Annotated in this window: 17 protein-coding genes and 1 pseudogene; 9 read left to right on the top strand and 9 right to left on the bottom strand. The window is 37.6% G+C overall.

Annotated features, from left to right (window positions below; all coding sequences use genetic code 11):
- Positions 1-133: 133 nt before the first annotated feature.
- The 3 genes from AC2G3J_RS14250 to AC2G3J_RS14260 form a co-directional block, all read right to left on the bottom strand.
- Entirely contained in the window at positions 134-667 is a 534-nt protein-coding gene (locus AC2G3J_RS14250) for an Ivy family c-type lysozyme inhibitor (protein WP_483770164.1), read from the bottom strand.
- A gap of 48 nt (positions 668-715) precedes the next feature.
- Positions 716-1,168: a hypothetical protein gene (locus tag AC2G3J_RS14255; RefSeq protein ID WP_336952632.1), complete on the bottom strand. Its 453-nt coding sequence runs from the start codon at positions 1,166-1,168 to the stop codon at positions 716-718.
- Positions 1,169-1,280: 112 nt separating this feature from the next.
- Positions 1,281-1,877, bottom strand: coding sequence for a DUF4189 domain-containing protein (locus AC2G3J_RS14260; protein WP_336952634.1), 597 nt, complete (start codon positions 1,875-1,877; stop codon positions 1,281-1,283).
- Between the two features lie 460 nt (positions 1,878-2,337).
- On the opposite strand from AC2G3J_RS14260, the gene AC2G3J_RS14265 reads away from it, so the two are divergent.
- The 8 genes from AC2G3J_RS14265 (at position 2,338) to AC2G3J_RS14300 (ending at position 10,991) form a co-directional block, all read left to right on the top strand.
- Positions 2,338-2,799, top strand: coding sequence for a hypothetical protein (locus AC2G3J_RS14265; protein WP_483770165.1), 462 nt, complete (start codon positions 2,338-2,340; stop codon positions 2,797-2,799).
- An 849-nt stretch (positions 2,800-3,648) separates the two neighbouring features.
- Positions 3,649-4,200 carry a type 1 fimbrial major subunit FimA gene (fimA, locus tag AC2G3J_RS14270; RefSeq protein ID WP_016539504.1) on the top strand — a complete coding sequence of 184 codons (552 nt, stop codon included), beginning with the start codon at positions 3,649-3,651 and terminating at the stop codon, positions 4,198-4,200.
- A 52-nt stretch (positions 4,201-4,252) separates the two neighbouring features.
- Positions 4,253-4,738 (top strand): fimbrial protein, encoded by a 486-nt coding sequence (locus AC2G3J_RS14275; RefSeq protein ID WP_336952638.1) that lies wholly within the window; start codon positions 4,253-4,255, stop codon positions 4,736-4,738.
- 19 nt (positions 4,739-4,757) lie between these two features.
- On the top strand, positions 4,758-5,459 hold the full coding sequence (locus tag AC2G3J_RS14280; RefSeq protein WP_419360912.1) for a fimbria/pilus periplasmic chaperone: 702 nt from the start codon (positions 4,758-4,760) through the stop codon (positions 5,457-5,459).
- Between the two features lie 5 nt (positions 5,460-5,464).
- Positions 5,465-8,083, top strand: coding sequence for an outer membrane usher protein FimD (fimD, locus tag AC2G3J_RS14285; protein WP_483770166.1), 2,619 nt, complete (start codon positions 5,465-5,467; stop codon positions 8,081-8,083).
- An 11-nt stretch (positions 8,084-8,094) separates the two neighbouring features.
- Positions 8,095-9,105 carry a fimbrial protein gene (locus tag AC2G3J_RS14290; protein ID WP_483770167.1) on the top strand — a complete coding sequence of 337 codons (1,011 nt, stop codon included), beginning with the start codon at positions 8,095-8,097 and terminating at the stop codon, positions 9,103-9,105.
- Between the two features lie 9 nt (positions 9,106-9,114).
- Positions 9,115-9,663: a fimbrial protein gene (locus AC2G3J_RS14295; RefSeq protein WP_336952642.1), complete on the top strand. Its 549-nt coding sequence runs from the start codon at positions 9,115-9,117 to the stop codon at positions 9,661-9,663.
- Positions 9,664-9,911: 248 nt separating this feature from the next.
- A complete protein-coding gene (locus tag AC2G3J_RS14300; RefSeq protein ID WP_336952643.1) occupies positions 9,912-10,991 on the top strand; it encodes a helix-turn-helix domain-containing protein in 1,080 nt (359 codons plus the stop codon).
- 170 nt (positions 10,992-11,161) lie between these two features.
- Here AC2G3J_RS14300 and AC2G3J_RS14305 read toward each other — a convergent pair whose 3' ends face one another.
- From AC2G3J_RS14305 to aptA, 3 genes and pseudogenes are all read right to left on the bottom strand, one after another.
- On the bottom strand, positions 11,162-12,553 hold the full coding sequence (locus AC2G3J_RS14305; RefSeq protein WP_419328428.1) for an amino acid permease: 1,392 nt from the start codon (positions 12,551-12,553) through the stop codon (positions 11,162-11,164).
- Between the two features lie 99 nt (positions 12,554-12,652).
- Positions 12,653-13,150 (bottom strand): annotated as a pseudogene (locus tag AC2G3J_RS14310) (aldehyde dehydrogenase family protein); the annotation flags it as partial.
- A 241-nt stretch (positions 13,151-13,391) separates the two neighbouring features.
- Complete coding sequence (gene aptA / locus AC2G3J_RS14315; RefSeq protein WP_483770168.1) at positions 13,392-14,768, bottom strand: omega-aminotransferase AptA; 1,377 nt, start codon at positions 14,766-14,768, stop codon at positions 13,392-13,394.
- 102 nt (positions 14,769-14,870) lie between these two features.
- Here aptA and AC2G3J_RS14320 point away from each other — a divergent pair, with 102 nt between their 5' ends.
- Complete coding sequence (locus AC2G3J_RS14320; protein WP_483770169.1) at positions 14,871-15,791, top strand: LysR family transcriptional regulator; 921 nt, start codon at positions 14,871-14,873, stop codon at positions 15,789-15,791.
- Positions 15,792-15,924: 133 nt separating this feature from the next.
- Here the strand turns inward: AC2G3J_RS14320 and AC2G3J_RS14325 are convergent, their stop codons facing one another.
- The 3 genes from AC2G3J_RS14325 to AC2G3J_RS14335 all read right to left on the bottom strand — a co-directional run bounded on the left by AC2G3J_RS14325 (position 15,925) and on the right by AC2G3J_RS14335 (position 19,929).
- A complete protein-coding gene (locus AC2G3J_RS14325) occupies positions 15,925-16,233 on the bottom strand; it encodes a hypothetical protein (protein ID WP_336952647.1) in 309 nt (102 codons plus the stop codon).
- 115 nt (positions 16,234-16,348) lie between these two features.
- Positions 16,349-17,359, bottom strand: a complete 1,011-nt coding sequence (locus AC2G3J_RS14330; RefSeq protein ID WP_483770170.1) for a fimbrial protein — start codon at positions 17,357-17,359, stop codon at positions 16,349-16,351.
- Positions 17,356-19,929 (bottom strand): fimbria/pilus outer membrane usher protein, encoded by a 2,574-nt coding sequence (locus AC2G3J_RS14335; RefSeq protein WP_336952649.1) that lies wholly within the window; start codon positions 19,927-19,929, stop codon positions 17,356-17,358. Before AC2G3J_RS14335 ends, AC2G3J_RS14330 begins: the two co-directional genes overlap by 4 nt.
- Positions 19,930-19,954 lie beyond the last annotated feature (25 nt).

Below are 19,954 nucleotides of genomic sequence, written 5' to 3' on the forward strand. Positions count from 1 at the left end.
AGGATGAGGGGGGATTTTATGTTGATCCATGGTTTTAAAAAGGACTTATGAAACAACTTTATTGCTTGGCATTCCTTTGCCATTGCTGATTGATTGCTACACGTCATGATCAGCCAAACATACATCTAACAGATCAGCCTGCTGCACTTTCCGCAACCCATTGTGAAAATTTACTTGGAACACCTTTAGTATTTTCATCAAAGCCAAAGAATTTAACACCATCTTCAGTATCTGAATAAGCCGCCATGACTTTACCTGTTTTGGTATTGATCGCAATGACGGCCTTACTCGAACCCGCCCCACGTGGGTCATAACCACTGCCTACCAGCCAATCACCCTGACGCTGCATTGCACTGGATACCACTAAAGCTGAAGTGAGATTTGCATATGATTTGCCAACTAATTGCTGAAAACGAGCTTTCCAAGGTGCTGCCTGTATAACGTCATGTGGGTGTTTACCATCTGGTTTCACCATACCCGTTGTTGGAACAGGACGTGTACCACACTTGCTTTTGATTTCTGACTCATAGCCGATATTACCAACTTCTTGCACATCGATAGTACGCCCAACCTTATCGGCACACTCAGCCCATTGTTGTGGTGTTTTTGCCTGTGCAACAATTGGCGTGACCAGTATACCTGCCAATAAAAAACTAAAGATTTTCATGATTTATTTCCTTTAAATATGTACTTAACATCGCGATAACAATACGCTTTAATAACCAGAGCTTTTAACTAGTTTTGGGGTATCTGCTTTTTCGACTGATACCAATTTTGCCAGATCAGTACCATCACTTTCGCCCTTATAAACCGCATATTCTCCAACCGTTACAGTTGCATGTCCTGTATAGCCAATATAGCCTTCCTTGGGTCTTTTGTTGAGTTTCAATGCCTGAGCTGCCTGTTGAGTATCATTGAAACAAAACCAGCGTGAACGGCGATCATCCGGCTTACGCGGTATCAACTGATCTGAAGGCGCACTGGGATGAAAACAGATAACATCACCTGCCACTTCATCATCAAAATAATATGAATATTCTCCATTTACTGTAATTTGACCACGATATTGATCAAATTCCTGTGTGCTTTTTTGCAGTTTCAAGGCATCTGCATGTGCAAACAAGGGCAAAGCTAAAATACTGCCCAGTAAAAAATTAACAGCTTTCATCATTTTTATCCTTTAAAAAGATCCGATCTTTTATTTAAATATATTTTACTTCAAATACTTATCTCGGGTTTATCACAATAGGAGATGTTACTTAAAGCAGAACCGCTATGTATTACCACCAATAAAATATACTGGCGCCCGGTTCGTAATAAGTACTACATGCTGAGTAAACCACTTTACACTCTTGCTTGTTTTTACTTTGACATTCATAAGCAGCTAATGCTTTGGCGCCTGCGGGCGTACGATCAATTCTAATCACAGACTCTTGACCACCTTGAGTCGGATCAGCCAAGGCAACACATTTATTGTTATAGGTAAAGATGACTTCACAATTTTTACCTCCCTTTTTTTGGCAATTTTCCAAGGCTACTTTTTTTGCCCCACGTTCGGTTCTTGTCGCTTGGGCATAACCTGTAGGTCGAGAAGGTGCTGCCTTATCTTCAGCAATCGCGCCCCAACGTTTTTCCCAAAGTGAGGGTTCCCATTTATATGTGCCACCACCGCCACCACCATTACTACCGCCACTTGGAATCGGTGCACACCCTTGCAAGCCTTGCCCACCAATTGGATAATAACCAGGAGGACAATTGCCCTCTGCGGCCACATGGCCTGACCACATCAAAACAACAAACGCCAACACAAGCGTGTTTGCAATCCCCATGAATTGTTTTAAATAGTGTTGCTCTGCGATCGTGAATGTTTTAAACATAATAAAAGCCCTCATGGCCAATAACCATCAATAAATTGAATGATTTTCACTTAGAAAAACAAACAATATATGATCAATTTTCCGATTGATGGAATGTTAATATTTTATCTAACGTTCAAACTTAGATTAAAACTTCTACAACTTTTTTCTGCAAGCCCTTTTTTATTCATTAAATTTTCTATAAGCATTACCAGTAAGATTAAATACAGAACGGCTAAACACAATAATTAAATCATGTGAAAAATCAATACAAAAACATATTTTTAAAACTAAAAAAATTCAGATAAACTCTAACACTGCATACGACATTAAATCGCCAGTAAATATTTCATGCGCTAAGATGATCAAATTAAGTTGTGAAAAATAATTCAACTGATTTTCTAAAAGCAGGAGCAAACTGATCGATTTGAATGAAGACACAAAAGAAAAATCGTGATGTATTGATATACAAAGGAATAAAATGAAACTGACTAGGACATTTACTTTACTCATAGTGCCAATTGTACTCACTGCATGCCAATCCAACAGTGTAAATAAGCTGATCAGAGATCTGCCCTCTCCCGATGGACGTTTTCATGTAGAAGTCCTACAGTGCCGAGCCAACGATGTCATGTTTGGTGGTGCAACACAAGTTCAGGTTTCAGTTCTAAAAAAAGGTGAAACTGAAAAATGTCGATCATTTATTTATGCATTGGCGCAATTTGATGTAAGAACCATCGACTTTGGCGCAAAGGATAATGCTTTACACATAGAGTGGTTGTCAGGCACTGAACTTAGTGTGTGGCATCGTAGTTTTGCAACATCTCAAAGCAAGAATTATATAGGGCCAGATGTACAGCATAGCCAGGCGAACTCTCCAATTAAAGTTATTTTTTCGCCTTTGGCTGCGCAAATTGGAATGCCTTCTCAGATTAAAAAATAAAACGCTATCCACAATAAACCGTTATATAAATCGTCTAGTTTTGATTGCTGTTGTTATGCAACTGCCCTTTATGGGTCAAGTCTGTCCTCCGAGAAGGTTACTGTGATCTAGTTATAGTCTTCTATTTACATTGATCATCCAATAATGACCTATCTATTAGCTCCCAGCCAGAATGCTCAAAGCGGTTTATTTTTTCATGCTTAAACTTAATCAGTAAACCTTCATTGTATGTAGTAAATACTTTTTATGATCACTGGTGAATTTCATGAAATAGATCGCATTTAAGCGCTTTACCTCTTAGCGAATACTTAATCATACCCTTAAAAAGCTGAACTCCTCTGCTATTAATAACTGCTTCAAGCATCTTTCCTATCGCATTATCCCAACTCTAAGCCATTAGCACGCTAAAGCAAATATTCAATAAGATCAGCCCATCATGAGTGCTTCCAATATCCAAATTCAACAATAAACATTTGATATTAAATAAAGTTTAATTCTAATAAAATATTATATCCATCCATTCAATGATCATTTTTATCAAAAAAAACATAGCAAGTTTTATCAATATTAAGCAACGACGTTCTACCCAACACATCTAATAAAAGCCCTCTAAAATAATCACATTAATTCATATACTTTTCATAAAAAGAGATAAGGTCGTCAAATACAAATTAATTATGCACAAAATACAAAGTTATTTATTGTGATGTGCGTCACTATAACCCTGCATTTATTTAAGTACATTACTATTTTATTAAACAGTGCGACTAAGTGTAATTTATTGAAATCATAAAAAATGATTTTAAATAAATATTAAAAATCAACCTTCTAAAATGAATGGGTTTTACTATGAAATTAGCTCTATTAAGTACTGCAACTTTATCTGCTTTAACACTTTCTGTTTCAGCTTTTGCTGCTGATCCTGTAACTGTTAACGGTGGTACAGTACATTTTACTGGTGAAATCGTAAATGCAGCATGTGCTGTAAGTACAGAATCTTCAAATCAAACTGTTGATTTAGGTCAATACCGTACTGCACGTTTAGCTGTTGCTGGCGATAAAACAACTCCAGTACCGTTCCAAATCAAACTTGTTGACTGTGATCCAACAGTTCAAGCAACTGCAGCTGTTGCATTTTATGGTCAGTCTGTAACGTCTAATGCAAACTTACTTTCAGTTGCTGCTGGTGGTACAAACTCTACTGCTGCAACAAATGTAGGAATTGAGATTGCCGATGACACTTCAAAAATCTTAGGTGTTACGGGTGCAAGTTTTTCTACACCTAAAACATTGATCACAGGTGATAACACACTTCAATTCAGCGCACGCTATGTAGCTACAGGTGCATCTACACCTGGTCAAGCAAATGCTGATGCAACTTTTGTAGTGAAATATGAATAATTTATCTGCCTAAGATAATTATTAAATATTTGATTACATGAGCTTATTTACCATGAAAAAGTATATAACCCTGATTGCTGGAATATTAGTAAGTACTCATATTTACGCAGAAAGTTATGTATTTGGTGGAAGAGCTCATTTTCAGGGAGTTTTGATAAATCAAAGCTGTTCAATCTTAATTGAGAATAATGCTGCTGTATCTATTAAAACTCCCAATTCTCCAATTCAAATCAATTTTTCATTATGCCCTGTAAGCATCTACGACAATCTCGCCATTGGTCTATCTGAACAAAATAAGCCAACACATGAGATGTTTTATACAGACCCAAAAGCAAGAAATGATTTTGATATTAATCAAGAATTAAACATTCAAAGTCTTGAACAGACCGGTCTGGATCAGAAATTTATTCGACAAATTGATCGACCTGAACGTTATGACAGTTTCGCTAAAAATAGGATTGGTATTCTCCTCAACCAAACTTCAGAAAAGTCATCCGCTCAAGCATCGAATATTTTAATTTCTGTTTTTTATCCATAAATGAATTCTAAGGACTTATATGAAACTGAACTTATTTAAAAATGGTGTTCTTAGTATAACCTTAGCCTGCTTAGCATCCACCAGCTGGGGCAATAACAATATTATTGGGGGTATATCACTTGGAGCAACTCGTGTTATTTACCCAACCGATGCCAAGCAAGTTTCATTGGCTATTGTCAACAGCAACAATAAAGAACGCTTTTTAATTAACTCGTGGATTGAAAATAATCTAGATGAAAAATCAAAAGATTTTCTTATTACTCCTCCCTTATTTGTCGCAGAAGCAAATAGCGAAAATACATTAAGAATTGTCAATGTTGCCACTAACTTACCACAAGATAGAGAGTCGGTATTTTGGGTCAATGTTAAGGCAATTCCTTCGATTGATAAATCGACTTTGACTGACAAGAATATTTTACAACTTGCTGTTTTATCTCGAATCAAACTGTTTGTAAGACCGATAAATCTAAAAACTAAACCTGAAGCCACATTAGAAACGCTTAAGTTTTCAAAATCAGCAGAAGGAATCATGGTTAACAATCCATCTCCATATCATGTTTCTTTTGTGAACGTTTTTGTTGATAACCAAAAAGTGCCAAATGTGATGGCGAGTCCTTTTGCCCAAACAAAAATTTCAGCGACTTCAGGTAATAAACTGAGTTATCAAACGGTCAATGATTACGGTGGTTTAACAGCTAAAGTTGATTTAGAACTGAAGTAATAATTATGAATAGTCTATTTTCAATGCCATACAATGTTGTATGCGTAAGGAGACATATCAAGCGATATCCAGTGGGTATCGCAATGACTATGCTGATTTCAATCGTAGTCCCAAGAACCAGTCATGCAGAACAGGTTTTTAACCCTGCATTTTTAACAGATAACTTATCCAATTCACAAATCTCTGATTTAAGCAGATTTGAGAAATCGACCCATCAATTGCCAGGCGTGTACCGGGTTGATGTGTATGTCAATGATCAATACGCGTTTACTCGCGACATCAATTTTATTGAAAAATCAGGCATTCAAGATACAACTGGGTTATTTCCGTGTTTAGACAGCAAAACATTGCAGGGATTTGGGGTCAATATTGCCCAATACGAGCAATTGTCTACCTCAAACCCACAATGTGTAGATTTTATTTCAATTATTGAAGGTGCAAATAGCCACTTTCAATTTGATAAACAAAAATTATTGATCAGTTTACCGCAAGCTTCTTTACGCAACCAAATTCGCGGCTATATTCCACCCGATCAATGGGATGAAGGGATCAACGGCTTTTATACCAACTATAATATTTCGGGCTATGACAACTCTAAAACAGATACCAACAGTTTCTTTTTACGTCTGGATAATGGACTCAATATTGGCTCATGGCAGTTCCGACATTCAGGTAGTTTTAACGCTAATTCGCACAATGGTAAAACCACAAATCAATGGAATAATTTAAACACCTATGTACAAAAAACAATTATTCCTTTAAAAAGCCAGCTGGTGCTTGGTGACGGTTCAACAAGTAGCGAAATATTTGATAGCTTTGGTTTCCGTGGCGCACATTTGTCAACTTCTGAGGCAATGTATCCTGACAGTCAGCAAGGCTATGCACCTACTGTTCGTGGGGTTGCAAAAACCAATGCAAAAGTAGTGATTAAACAAAATGGTTTTGTGATTCATCAGGTAAATGTCGCACCCGGACCATTCCTTATCCAAGATTTAAATCCAACCTCAATCAGTGGTGATCTTTTGGTTACCATTGAAGAAAATGACGGTTCGATTCAAAGCTTTCAAGTGCCCTATTCAAGCCTTCCTGTTTTACAACGTGAAGGACGCACAAAATATAGTCTAGTAGTGGGTGAGTACCGCAGTGGATTGGATTCTCAAGATAATCCTTCATTGTTACAGGCAACTGCAATTCACGGTTTAAAAAATGGTATTTCCGTTTATGCTGGGACGCAATTGTCAGATAAATATAAGAGTGCTCTGGTGGGCCTAGGAGCCAACCTTGGAGATTATGGGGCTTTGTCTTTTGACCTTACCCATGCGGACAGTGAGTTGGCAGATCAATCCTCAAGCAGTGGACAGTCTTTGCGTTTTTTATATTCAAAATCATTATTAAGCTCTGGGACAACCTTCCAATTATTAGGCTATCGTTATTCGACCAAGGGTTTCTATACCTTAAATGATGTTGCTTATAATCGTATGAGTGGTTATCACGTTTCCGAAACTCAAGATGGAAATCAAGCCAATACACCAATCATTACGGATTACTACAATTTATATAATTCTAAAAAAGGTCGCTTTGAAGTCAACATCTCACATTCACTTGGAAACTATGGTTCTTTATTTGTCTCAGGCAATCAGCAAACCTATTGGGATACCAACAAAAAAAATGAATGGGTTCAAGCGGGTTATGCAAACTCATGGAAAGCACTGAATTACTCATTCTCAGTCAGCCGTAACAAATATTCTGAGATTAATCAGAGTGACACCATGTATGCCATGAATCTGTCCTTCCCATTGGATAAGTTATGGCCGAAAGCCAATTTCCGTAATCATCCAATCCAAAATGCATACAGCACTTTTTCGACCACACAAAATTCAAATGGTAATGAGTCCTATATGGCAGGTTTAAGTGGCACCTTACTGAAAGATCGAAATTTAAGTTATAGCATCAATCAGGGACAAGTCAGTAAGCAAGGTGATATTGGTTCAGTCAGCCTAAATTACAATGGTAGTTACGGCACAGTAGGTGCAGGTTATAGCTACGAAAAGAACTCAAATCAGTTTACCTATAATGCATCTGGTGGCATTTTAGCGCACCGTGATGGTATTACCTTTGGTCAGCCTTTAGGGAGCACCTCAATCTTGGTTAAAGCACCCGGTGCCAAAGGTGTAAATATCGAAAACTATACAGGCGTTAAAACCGATTGGCGTGGATATGCCATTGTTCCTTATGCAACTGAATATCGTGCCAATCGTGTTGCGCTGAATTCAAATACGTTCAGTAATAATCTCGAAATCAGCAATAACGTTGAAAATGTCGTCCCAATTAAAGGGGCGATTGCCAGAGCAACGTTTAACACCAGTTTAGGTGTAAGAGCACTTATCACGTTATCCCATAACGGCAAGTTTATCCCGTATGCAAGCAGTGTGATTGAAAAAGGAAGTTCAGCCACCAGCATCGTTGCAGACGATGGCCGGGTTTATCTAACTGGACTTCCGCTCAAAGGCACATTGGAAGTGAATTGGGGCGAATCTGCTGAAGGAAAATGTTTGGCAAACTACGATATTTCAGACATGGACCTTAGCAAACCCGTTATTCAATTTGATCTTGAATGTCAATAAGGAGAGATCATATGAAATTTAAGCTTTTAATTTCCAGTATGTTGCTACTTGCTTCAGCTCCATCTTTTGCAGTTGTCTGTTGGAACAGTAAAGGAAATGGTGTTGTGGATGAAGTTTTTTATGATCTATCCAATAGTTTCAGCAGCTCTAATAACGCTGTAGGTAAAATTGTAGAGCTTAAAAAGAATTTTTCTTCGCAAGTTTATGGAACCTGCCCTGCTCATAATTCCAATATTAGTCGAAATAGAACCATGCGTAGTTATGTTTCCGACCTCTCTGTCGTAGAAACGATTGATCGATATAAATACTTACCGATCAACGACTATTTAGTCGGTGCTATGAAAATTACCGATAGCTTTGCGGGAGATTTTTACCCCCCTGCAAATTATGTACAGATGGGTACAGATCCCAATGTAAGTAAAGGCCAACCCTTTGGTATTTGGGATTCAAACTTTACCTTTCGCCTCAAAGTGATTAAACCCTTTATTGACTTTGTGCCTATCCCGAAAAAAACCATGTTTACCGTATATGTCACAACGGGTTCAGCAGATCCATTAAGTATCCCTGTTTATAAGATTAGTTACAGTGGCTCTATTTCGGTTCCACAAAGCTGCAAAATTGGCACAGGTGATTTTTTAGAAATTAAGTTTGGGGAAATTCCAGCCTATGCCTTTAGTCAGGCTGGTCCTAGCAATAAACCCAACAATGTCAATAAACAGAGTCATACCTTAGCAATTCAATGTACCAATATTGATGCCCAAGCAATGCTGACACTTCGGCTTGAAGCTGAAAAAGCCACTGGAGATATGATGATCTCAGATAATCCAGATATTGGCTTTAAGATGTCAGATCAAAACGACAATGTGTTATTGCCCAACAATATCAACAGTGTGATTCCGTTTAATCTCAATCAACAGCCAGCAAATGTGACCATCAAAGCTTGGCCTGTCAGTATCACTGGAAATAAACCAGAAATTGGTCCGTTTAAGTCTAGAGGATATCTCAGAGTGGATTTTGATTAGGAGAAACCAATGAAAAATAAAGCAAGATATATGGCTGCTGCCACAATGATATGTTGTTTAAATATTCATCAGCTCTCTCATGCTCAAAATACCAATGTAGAGCTGGGTCGTGTGAATATTGAACTTTCAGGGATCGTAACTACAGCAACATGTGGCGTGTTAAGTTCTGAACAAGATAAATATATTCAGCTTGGAAGCGTTGCGAGCAAAGACTTACCTAGTATAGGTAGTCAATCAAAGCCAACCCCGATTCATTTTGAGATGAGTAACTGTCCGCCAAATGGTTCTGTGACGATCACTTTTGATGGGCCCCGAAATACTGAAAATTCTGAACTTTTAGCGCTCGATGCCTTAGCCAATAAAGCTGAAAATATTGCCATAGAAATTCGAGATCAAGATAAAAAAAGATTAGCTTTAGGCAAGAAAAGCGAAGCCTTTAGTACAGACATCAATGGCAATGTTTCAGCGATATTTTATGCAAATTATATTGTGACCAAAGCACAAGCCTTAGCAGGCATTGCAAATGCAAATGCTCAATTTTCTATTCAATACGATTAAGAAAATAAAACGATTCATTATTGACGGTTAACACAATTGATTATTCAGACTCTTTAAGGCAAAGCGTTAAGAATTCATCATTCTCATTTGAATGACACCAAAATAGCTGAGAACGTTTATCTATTTTAACCATTCAAATCTCCTCGCAGCTTTAAAGAAAATGAATACATCGCATATAACGACAATTGTTTGATTACTTTAAATAAAAAATAAATACATAGAAATATCTAATGATATGGGGAGAATCCATGAAAACTTTTTTTAAAATAAAAAGTGTGAATAAGGGTATGGCATTTCTATTAGATGATTTTTGTAAAAAAAAAGGGTTAGATTTTTCAAACCCTACTGACTACCATTTAAATGATCATATTCCATTTGGAGAATGGCTCAGGCGGATAAAAGAAATCAACACACAATATCCTCAAGCTGGCGTGGGATTAGACATTGGTGCTTTAGTCCAGCCAAAACATATGGGTATCGTAGCGTATATGGCGCAGTCAAGTAATACTTTAGCAGACTACATCAAAATACTGAGTCGATACGAAAAGCTATGGTTCAATTATATCCCTAAAAAAGTTCTGCTTGATGAAAACTACTTTTCAATCTCATGGGATAAACCCGCTTATTTACAAGTAGGTTTATATACTCAAGAAACGATAGTTGTTGAAGAAATACAGGTTTCTGTGCTCTTTCATCATTTAAAACAACTCATTGATTCAGGTGAAAATATTTTTCATCGTTTAGAACTTGCGATCCCTAAGCCAAATGATATAAAAAAATACCAACAATTGTTTAACTGCCCAATTCAATTTGATGCAAGTCAAACTCGGATTGTGATACTCAGCTCACTACTGGAAACTAAATTAAAATACTATGATCCTATTCTTTTAGAAATTTTATTTGACCATGCCGATATATTACTTAGTAAAATGCCTCAGGAAGATTCATTCTTAGAGTTAGTTAATCTGAGTATGTTGCAAGCACTTGAGAATAATAATGTTCAAATTCACTCTATCGCAAAGTCATTAAATCTATCGGCAAGAGCACTACAAAAATATTTAAAAAATAGAGGTTTATCATTTAAAGAAATCTTATGTAATATTCGGCAAAATTTGGCAAAAAAATATCTGCAAAACCAAAATTTATCCATAACAAAAGTTGCTTATTTACTTGCTTATAAAGACCAAACTTCCTTTAATCGTGCTTTTAAAGCATGGTATGGTGTTTCTCCTTCGATGTGGAGAAAGCAAAATATCAATAAAAAACTGGATATTAATGAAAAGTTTGAAACTCGTTTCAATGAGCAGAATGTTTATGCAAGAGAATAAAATAAGCCCATGCTTTGTAAAACACCGAGAGAATCCAGCATAAGTTGTTATTGTTACTACAAGGCATGAAGAAAAAAACTACAGCGTTCATACATAATACAAACCTTGTACCGCTGTTTTACCCTCAAAGTACAAAGTTTGATTATTTTTCTATAAGCGTAAATGATCCTTTAATCCAAATGCATTACTATGCGCTTTGTAGTTTTATTCTTACGAGTCACAAGAATTCCACAAATTACTACAACTGAGGTTACTCCTAAAGATAAGGTGGTCTCATAACTATATTGAGGCGATAAAAACATATATGCCAATACACTCATAATCACGACAATCACAAACCATGTCAGCCAAGGAAATAACCACATTTTAAAGGTAATTTGCTTCCCTATTTTTTCTAGTTTACGTCTTGAGCGTAACTGAGACACTGCAATCACTAAATAAACCACCAGCGCAATTGAACCCGTTGTTGACAGTAAAAATCCAAAAACTTGCCCAGGGAACATATAATTCACGGCGCAACAAATCAGACCAACAAAAGTTGAAGCAAACACTGCAACTGTCGGCACACCTGCATCATTAATTTTAGTCACAACTTTTGGCGCTTCTTGACGTGTACCCAATGCAAACAGCATACGTGAAGAGGTATATACAGCTGCATTCATACAACTTGCAACTGCAATAAAGACCACCATGTCCATAATCAATTTAGTTTGAGGAACATTGAGACTGACCAAGACATATTGAAATGTCCCCAATTTTTGTAAATCTGGGGAACGCCAATCAACTAAAGCAACCGCAAGGAAAATTGAAACAACAAAGAATAAGATAATTCGGTAAAGCACCAAATTGGTAGCACGTTTAATTTTATCTTGTGGATTTTTAGACTCTGCTGCTGCAATGGAAAGGATTTCAACACCGAAAAAAGAAAATGCTGAAATTAAAATAGCTGATAGAACACCACCCATTCCATGCGGCATAAAACCGCCATTTGAAAATAAATGGCCAATACCACTAACATCGTGCGCTAAAGGCCAAAGCCCAAATACTGCCGATGCACCAATAAAAATAAAAAGCAGTATTGCAACAACTTTAATTAACGCAAACCAAAACTCAAACTCACCAAAACTTTTGGTACTAAAGAAATTGGCTAAACTGAGTAAAATAATAAAAGCAAAGGCATAAATAGCACTGGAAACTTGAGGAAACCATGCATGTAAAATTTCAGCACCTGCAATTGCTTCGATAGGGATCACCAAAACCCAAAACCACCAATACAACCATCCCACGGTAAAGCCTGCCCATGGGCCAATTGCTTTACGGGCATAAGTAGAAAATGAACCTGTATCTGGTTGCGCAACAGCCATTTCACCAAGCATACGCATCACCAGAAAAACGATAATACTGGTAATAATATAAGCCAGTACAGCAGCAGGACCTGCTTTGGCAATTGCAGCTGAAGAGCCCACAAATAAACCAGCACCAATAACGCCACCGATACTAATCATCGTGATATGTCGATTGGAAAGTCCTTCACCTAATTTTGTTGTTTTAACACCATTCATATTTTATTCCTTAAAAATACTTTTAAAATCGTGATCTACATTGTTAAATCCTTATTAAAAATAGAGAAAATTAATGACCTTCCCTCTATACACAAAAAATTAATTTAAGGTGGGCATTGAAAACAGCTTAGCTTCACAAACGTGTGAAGAAGGCCAACACGGGGTAATGGTTTTACGACGCGTATAAAAATGCACTCCATTTGGCCCAAAAGCATACCCATCACGGGTATATATACAGATGCCATCTCCATACTCATGATCATTAATCAGTTGCATCGCCTGTTGCATGGTTTCTATGCGAATCACTTGTAGAACAGGGTCAAAAATTTCTTGCTGATAACTGGTCATGTCTGATGAAACCTGATCAATTAGCGTTGAGTCAACAAAAAATCCAGTCTTATAACCTATAGGTTTGGTATCACAACCATCGACAACGATTTTAGCACCTTGATGTTCAGCACTTTGGATAAAAGCTTGAACTTTATCGTTATGTGCTTGCGAAATGAGCGGTCCAAAGTCATTTTGTTGATCTTCATGATAACCAAACTTCAGTTGTGCAATTTGAAGCACCTGATTCACCAACACGGTATTAGCAAGCGCAAATTGTTTACGGATCTCTACTGTGGCTGGTTGATATAGAGGTTGTTTTCTTGCCGACTTAACAACCAGACTGTCTTGAATAAAATATCCAACCCGCTTGAAGGATTGTATTGCATTAACATCAATCAACTTATCACCATTAAAATTTTCTAAATTGTTCATTACATTTCCTTATCTATTCTCATTCCCTTCTATACCACGTGATTTAGTGTCATTTTTGCTTAAGCGCTCATCTTACTTATTTCACCTGATAAATTGCTTCACCTACTGCATTCATCAAACTCGTTAATTGCACTTCTGTGCTGTTAAACATCGGTCCAAACTGAATGGTATCCCCGCCAAAACGGACATAGAAACCGGCTTTCCACAGTTTCATTCCAATTTCAAAAGCTCGAATCGTGGCATCGCCATCACGCGGTGCCAATTGCAATGCACCAATCAATCCACAGTTCCGAATATCGACAATATGAGGTGAACCTTTTAACTCATGGACAAGCTTTTCAAACCTTGGCGCTAAGTCAGCAGATTGAGAAATTAAATTTTCTTGTTCAAGAACATTCAGCGTTGCTAGAGCAGCGGCACAAGCAACAGGATGGGCTGAATAAGTATAGCCATGGGTGAATTCAATCGCATGTTCGGGTAGATCTTGCTGCATAAATACATTGTAAATTTCATGGCTTGCGACCACACCACCTAATGGAATTGCACCATTGGTAATCTGTTTAGCAAAGGTCAAAAGATCTGGGATAACTTCAAAATATTCTGCCGCAGTCCATTTGCCTATGCGCCCAAAGCCTGTAATCACCTCATCAAAAATCAGTAAAATATCGTGTTGGTCACAAATTTCTCTCAAGCGTTGTAAATAACCAACAGGTGGCACGATACACCCTGCTGAACCTGAAACAGGCTCTACTATTACTGCTGCAATATTAGAAGCATCATGTAATTCAATCAGCTTGAGCATTTCATCAGCCAGCTCAACCCCACCCGTCTCTGCACAGCCTTGGGTAAAACTTAAGTGCGCTTGCAAAGTGTGAGGCAAATGATCAACATCCATCAATTGACCAAACATTTTACGATTGCCGCCTATTCCACCTAGACTGGTCCCCGCCACGTTTACACCGTGATAGCCACGTGCCCGACCAATCAATTTGGTTTTGCTTGGTTTTCCTTGAATACGCCAATAGGCACGTGCGATCTTGATGGCAGTGTCCGCAGATTCTGAACCTGAGTCGGTAAAAAATACGTGCTGCAATTTTTCCGGCATCAGCTGAACAATTTTTTCAGCCAATTGAAAAGATAAAGGATGTCCAAATTGGAATGCAGGTGAGTAATCCAATTTTGCCAATTGCTTACTCACAGCCTTCTGGATTTCAGGCCGTGTATGCCCTGCACCGCACGTCCATAGCCCTGACAATGAGTCATAAATCTTACGCCCAGTACTGTCAATTAAATACGATCCTTTTGCACCCACGATCATGCGCGGATCTTTATGAAAATTACGGTTTGCAGAAAATGGCATCCAATGGGCTTGATAATTTAAATTCATCTGCTCATTTGACTGACTGGCTTCCAATGCGTCATCGCGGTCATTTGATGTATCGATATGGAACATAAGTACTCTTCTTGTTTTGTGGTTATCTCTTGAGTGTACAAAGCGAAATAGTTTTGATAAATTCAAAATATCTTGAGTTTAGATATAAAAAAGCAAAACTAAATGAAACCTAAAAAATTAAACCAAGTTACTGATTTTGATATAAAGTTACTCAAAATATTTAAAACAGTGTGTGATTGTCACAGTTTCACTGCTGCCGAAAGTATCCTTGGGATCAGTCGTTCTGCCATTAGTCTGCATATGAGTGATCTGGAAAATCGCTTAGGGATTCGACTCTGTCAACGTGGTCGAGCAGGCTTCTCCATCACCGATGAAGGTCGAGAAGTTTTACAATATATTGAAGTACTGACCGCTTCGATTGAGGACTTTCGTGCCAAAATCAATCAAATGCATAATCAGCTCAAAGGTGAATTTAATATTGGTATTATTAATAACTTAGTCACGATGCCTAGTGCATATATCACCAATACATTGGCACAGCTTGCGGAAGAAAATACAGAGGTGGTTATTAATATTAGTATGAGCACAGTGTCAGATATTGAGTGCCGTGTTTTGGACAATCGCTTACATGCTGGTGCGATTCCGTTGGTAAGTCCATTGTCAGGTCTAGATTATTTTCATTTATATAACGAAGAGTCTTCACTCTATTGTGGACAAAACCACCCACTCTTTCAGCATTTAGGTGAAATAAGTTTAGATGACTTAAAACGATGCAATACAGTTCTTCCCAATTACGCGATTACCCCCGATGCAATGAAGTTACATCAACGCTTGAACAGTTCAGCGACAGCAAGTGATCGAGAAGGTATTGCTTTTCTGATTCTTTCAGGAAAATTTATGGGGTTTTTACCCGATCATTATGCGAAAAAATGGGTCCAAGATGGTTTGATGCAACCCATTTTAAAGGAGAGAATGCATTATAGTACACCGATATGTCTGATTACACATAAAGGGAAAAACTATAATATTATCTTAAAAACCTTTATGGATATATTAAGAAAAACCGTTCAACCGATAAAATAATATACAAACATTTAAATTTGGTTATTTTTAATACGAATTAAAATATAATCCAACCTAAATAATCAGATTATATTTTAACTTATCACACAACATATTTTTTAATTTATGTTATTTATTTCACATATTAATTGGCTTAATAATAATCTACCACCAATATTTTATGCTGATCACTCTCCAAATCTTGAATTTTTAAATGCGCCATACTATTGGCATTTTTATCAACTAAGCTATTGAAATTAAAGCTATCTATTATGCTGGTTTTTCTCAGTACATCAATCGTATTATCAATCACTTTGCAATTAGAATTATTAGAATCCTTTTCACATGTAAATTCTACAATTTGCCCTTGAAAATGAATCTCCTCTGCGTAAGTGGCTAAACTTAAACTCGATATCGTTGTAAATGTTATTAATAAAAAGGATAGTTTTTTATTTAACTCCATCTCATTCCCCTCTAAAGAAATGGTGTAGTTAATTAATTACATAACCTTATTATTAATACAAGATTTTCCAATCAATAAATAAAAAAATAATTTTAAAAAATATGATTTACATCAATTAATCATATTCAATTGTGACGGTTGCCATAGCTCGTACTTTTCCGGGCATCACTTTGGTTGCAGTCTGATAGTAACGCGCAGTCATTGGCACATTATATTGAATATTATCATTTGACTTTAACGTGCCTAATTCTAGCTTGTCATTTTTAGCAATCACTTTATTCGAATTTTTATATTGTGAAAGCAATTGTACGCCCACACCTGATGCACTGCTTCCTGCGGTATTTGTATTCGCAAGTACATTTTGAGTGCTACTACTCACCGCATCATAATCAAAGCTTAGGCTGATTTTATTGCTTTCTTCATAACCACTAGGGTTTTTACCACCATTACACAAAATGTTGAGATCAAAGGCTTGCTCACCTTGCGTTGAACCGACACCTTTAAAATCAACCTTATTTACGGTTGGCAGTGCCACGGTTTTATTAATATTTCCCAATATTTCACATGAAGAAGACGCAATAGTAATCGCATTCCCATATACCGTACTGGTTAACCAAGGCGGGCTTGGGCGTTCACCAGAACGATAACTACTATATGTGCCTGGAACCAGTGCGCCAGATCCTGTTGATGTTGCCGTTTTAACAATTTCAACAATAAAAAAACCTTCAGCCAAAACACGTCTACCACTCGCACTTCGTGTATAAGGATAATAATCGGCAAAACCAGGAGCTGTTGGTGCTTCCCGGTATAAGCGAATTCCAATCCCATCAATATTGGTGTTATAAACCGAATTACCGATCGGGCTAAGTGAATAGTTTTGAGTTAAAACAGCACCAAGTGTCCCATAACTACCACAACTATACGTCGAACCATTGGGTCTAATTGGAAAAGAGGCTTTGCGTAAAACCTTTCCTACAGGGTCACTTGGTCTCACCACAACACGTCCTACTGCCATGCTCACATCAACAGTAGAGAAACCACGATCTGGTATACATGCAGCATACGTCCCTGAACTCACAGTCCCAGCAATGAGCAAGAGAATACGATTTAAAACTTTACCGTTCATTGACATACACCTTCCGCCATAATCATATTTTGCTTTTTGTCTGCTGCTTGCGCAGAAACGTCATATTGAATGCGGCATTGCTCGTTGGCATTTTCGCCCCATTTTACTGTAACCGAGTCTGCTGTAGTATTGGTTCTTAAGTAAACCATACTACCTTGTGCAACCATCCCAATATTTTCACCTTTTGTATCAAATACTTCTGCTGCAAAAGGTAAGGTATCACCATTTTCTTTTTTACTGCGGATATAAATTGCTTTACCAATTTTAGTTGCAAAACTCACTTGTGAAATCGAACCTGCATAGGGTGCGATACGCTGACTTGTACCATCCAACTCCACATCTGTCGACATTCCTTGAGGATCAAGAGTAATATCATTTAAACGATACGGTGTTACATATGGAATCACAGCATAACCAGATTTATTGATACTTAAACCTGTTGCATTATTTACTTTTGCACCAGCTGCTTCAGGCGCATACACCAAGACCATGGTTTGTCCCTGATCTGGTCCAAACAAAACACCTTCAGGATGAGCAACAATATTACCACGTGCCGTCAACATTGCTTGTTGGTAACGGTCTGCAACACTGTATGATCCACCAACGGTCGCATAGTTTGTACGATATTGGGCATTCAAATTGGCACTAGGATTATCACCATAGCGAGTAGATACAGATGTACCATAGTTAAAACGATCGCCCACTATGCCACTTACCCCAACAGTCGCATTATCTTGCGTCATAATCGAGTTAAAGTTCGCTGAGTTTTTCTTAAATGAAAGTGGCAATGAAAGGGTCAGCATATACTCAGTATCACTATTACTTATACTTGTCGCATTGTTTTCAACAATACGTTTAATTGCTGATAAACCATAAGTTAACCCACGATAGCTATTGCTATATCCGACTTGATACTGACGCGTTGTTTCTTGGCGATTCCAATAATCCACCCAAGAACCTGTTGCATAAATATTCCCCCAATCACGCGGTAAGCCCTGATTCAGAGTGATCTGAAATTCACTACGTTGTTTACCTACATGCGCTGAGCTAATGCCTTTATTATCTAGGTCTTGTACCAATATCGCATCACGTAGCTTATAAAAATTTTCTGTAGAATAACGATATGCAGCCAAAGTCAAATTGGTATCTGTTGGCGTAATTAATTTACTATAACTGATACGGAAGCTTTGCCCACTTTCACTCTTACGACGTTCAAAATCTGCTTGTGAATGTGTCACATCGACTGCGATTGCACCAATTGGCGTTGCAAAAGCACTACCCAAAGTTACTGCTGAATAGTCTTCTGAAAACTGTACACCACCATAAGCAGTGATTGAGTTATTGATACCGCGTTGATATTTCCCTTGTACAATAAATGGATCTAAATCAATATCTTTATCGCGGAATTGACCCATTGATACAGAATAACGACTCATTCCTGGGCGAAGCATTTGAACAACAGATGCATAAGGAATTGAATAGCGTTGAATCTCGCCATTGGCTTCTAAAATAGAAACTTCAAGTTCACCACCAAACCCTGTTGGGTAGAGATCATTAATTTCAAAACTACCGGGTGCAACAGTCGTTTGATAAATTAATTGACCTTGCTGACGTACTTCAACCTTAGCATTGGTTTTTGCATTACCTCGAATACGTGGTGCATAACCAATCATACTGTTCGGTAACATACGGTCATCACTGGAAAAATCCAAACCGCGATAACCAAATGAATCAAAAATTTCACCATCGGTAAAGCTTTCACCTAAAGTCAATACGCCACGGTATTGAGGAAATGCACGCTGAACATAGGTGTTAATTGAGTCATAGCTTGATTTAGATTTATTTTCTGTCGTGGTGCGGTCTTGCCACTGCCATTGACCATTATGGCGCAATTGCCAACCTGCCAAATTTGCACCAGCTGTAACCGAAGTAAACGCGTTTGTGGTTTCTTCCCCACCTTGCATTTTATTAAATGTTTTATATGCACTAGCATTATAAGATAGAAATGCAGCATTGATCCCACGATCCCATACGCTTGGATCGACATAGCCTTGGGCATTCTTTTGCATTGCAACTTGTGGAATTGAAATATCTACACGTAAACGTGAAGTATCAAATTCATAAAAAGAATCTTCAACCCATTCCTCGATTTTCTGACAACCAGTCAAAGCAAAGCTATCGCCTTTTTTTAATACCTCTGCTTTTACGCCATATTCTAATAATTGATTTGAGTTAAAGCAGGTAAAAGCATTTTGATTATTTTCAGTTGCTTTAAACACCATACGGTGTTTACCAAACCAGTTACCATTGACATAAATATCAACATTATAGTCACCTGGTAAGACAGGGTTACCATATTTAAAGCGGTTTACATCTATCTTTTTGGCATCGCCAATTAAAAAAGCCGAATCAAATTCTGCTTCTGCAGCAGCCGGAGACTTTTCAGCCTCTTTTAAGTCAGTTTCAGATGCATTAACTAAAGCAGGAATGCTGAGTGTAATAACCCCACAAGCCACATAGTAACTAATATGTCGCTTGATCCACTTGTAGCTTTGTTCATTTTTTTGCATAAAGAAGTCTGCCTATCAACAAATG

Source organism: Acinetobacter legionensis (assembly GCF_057165765.1).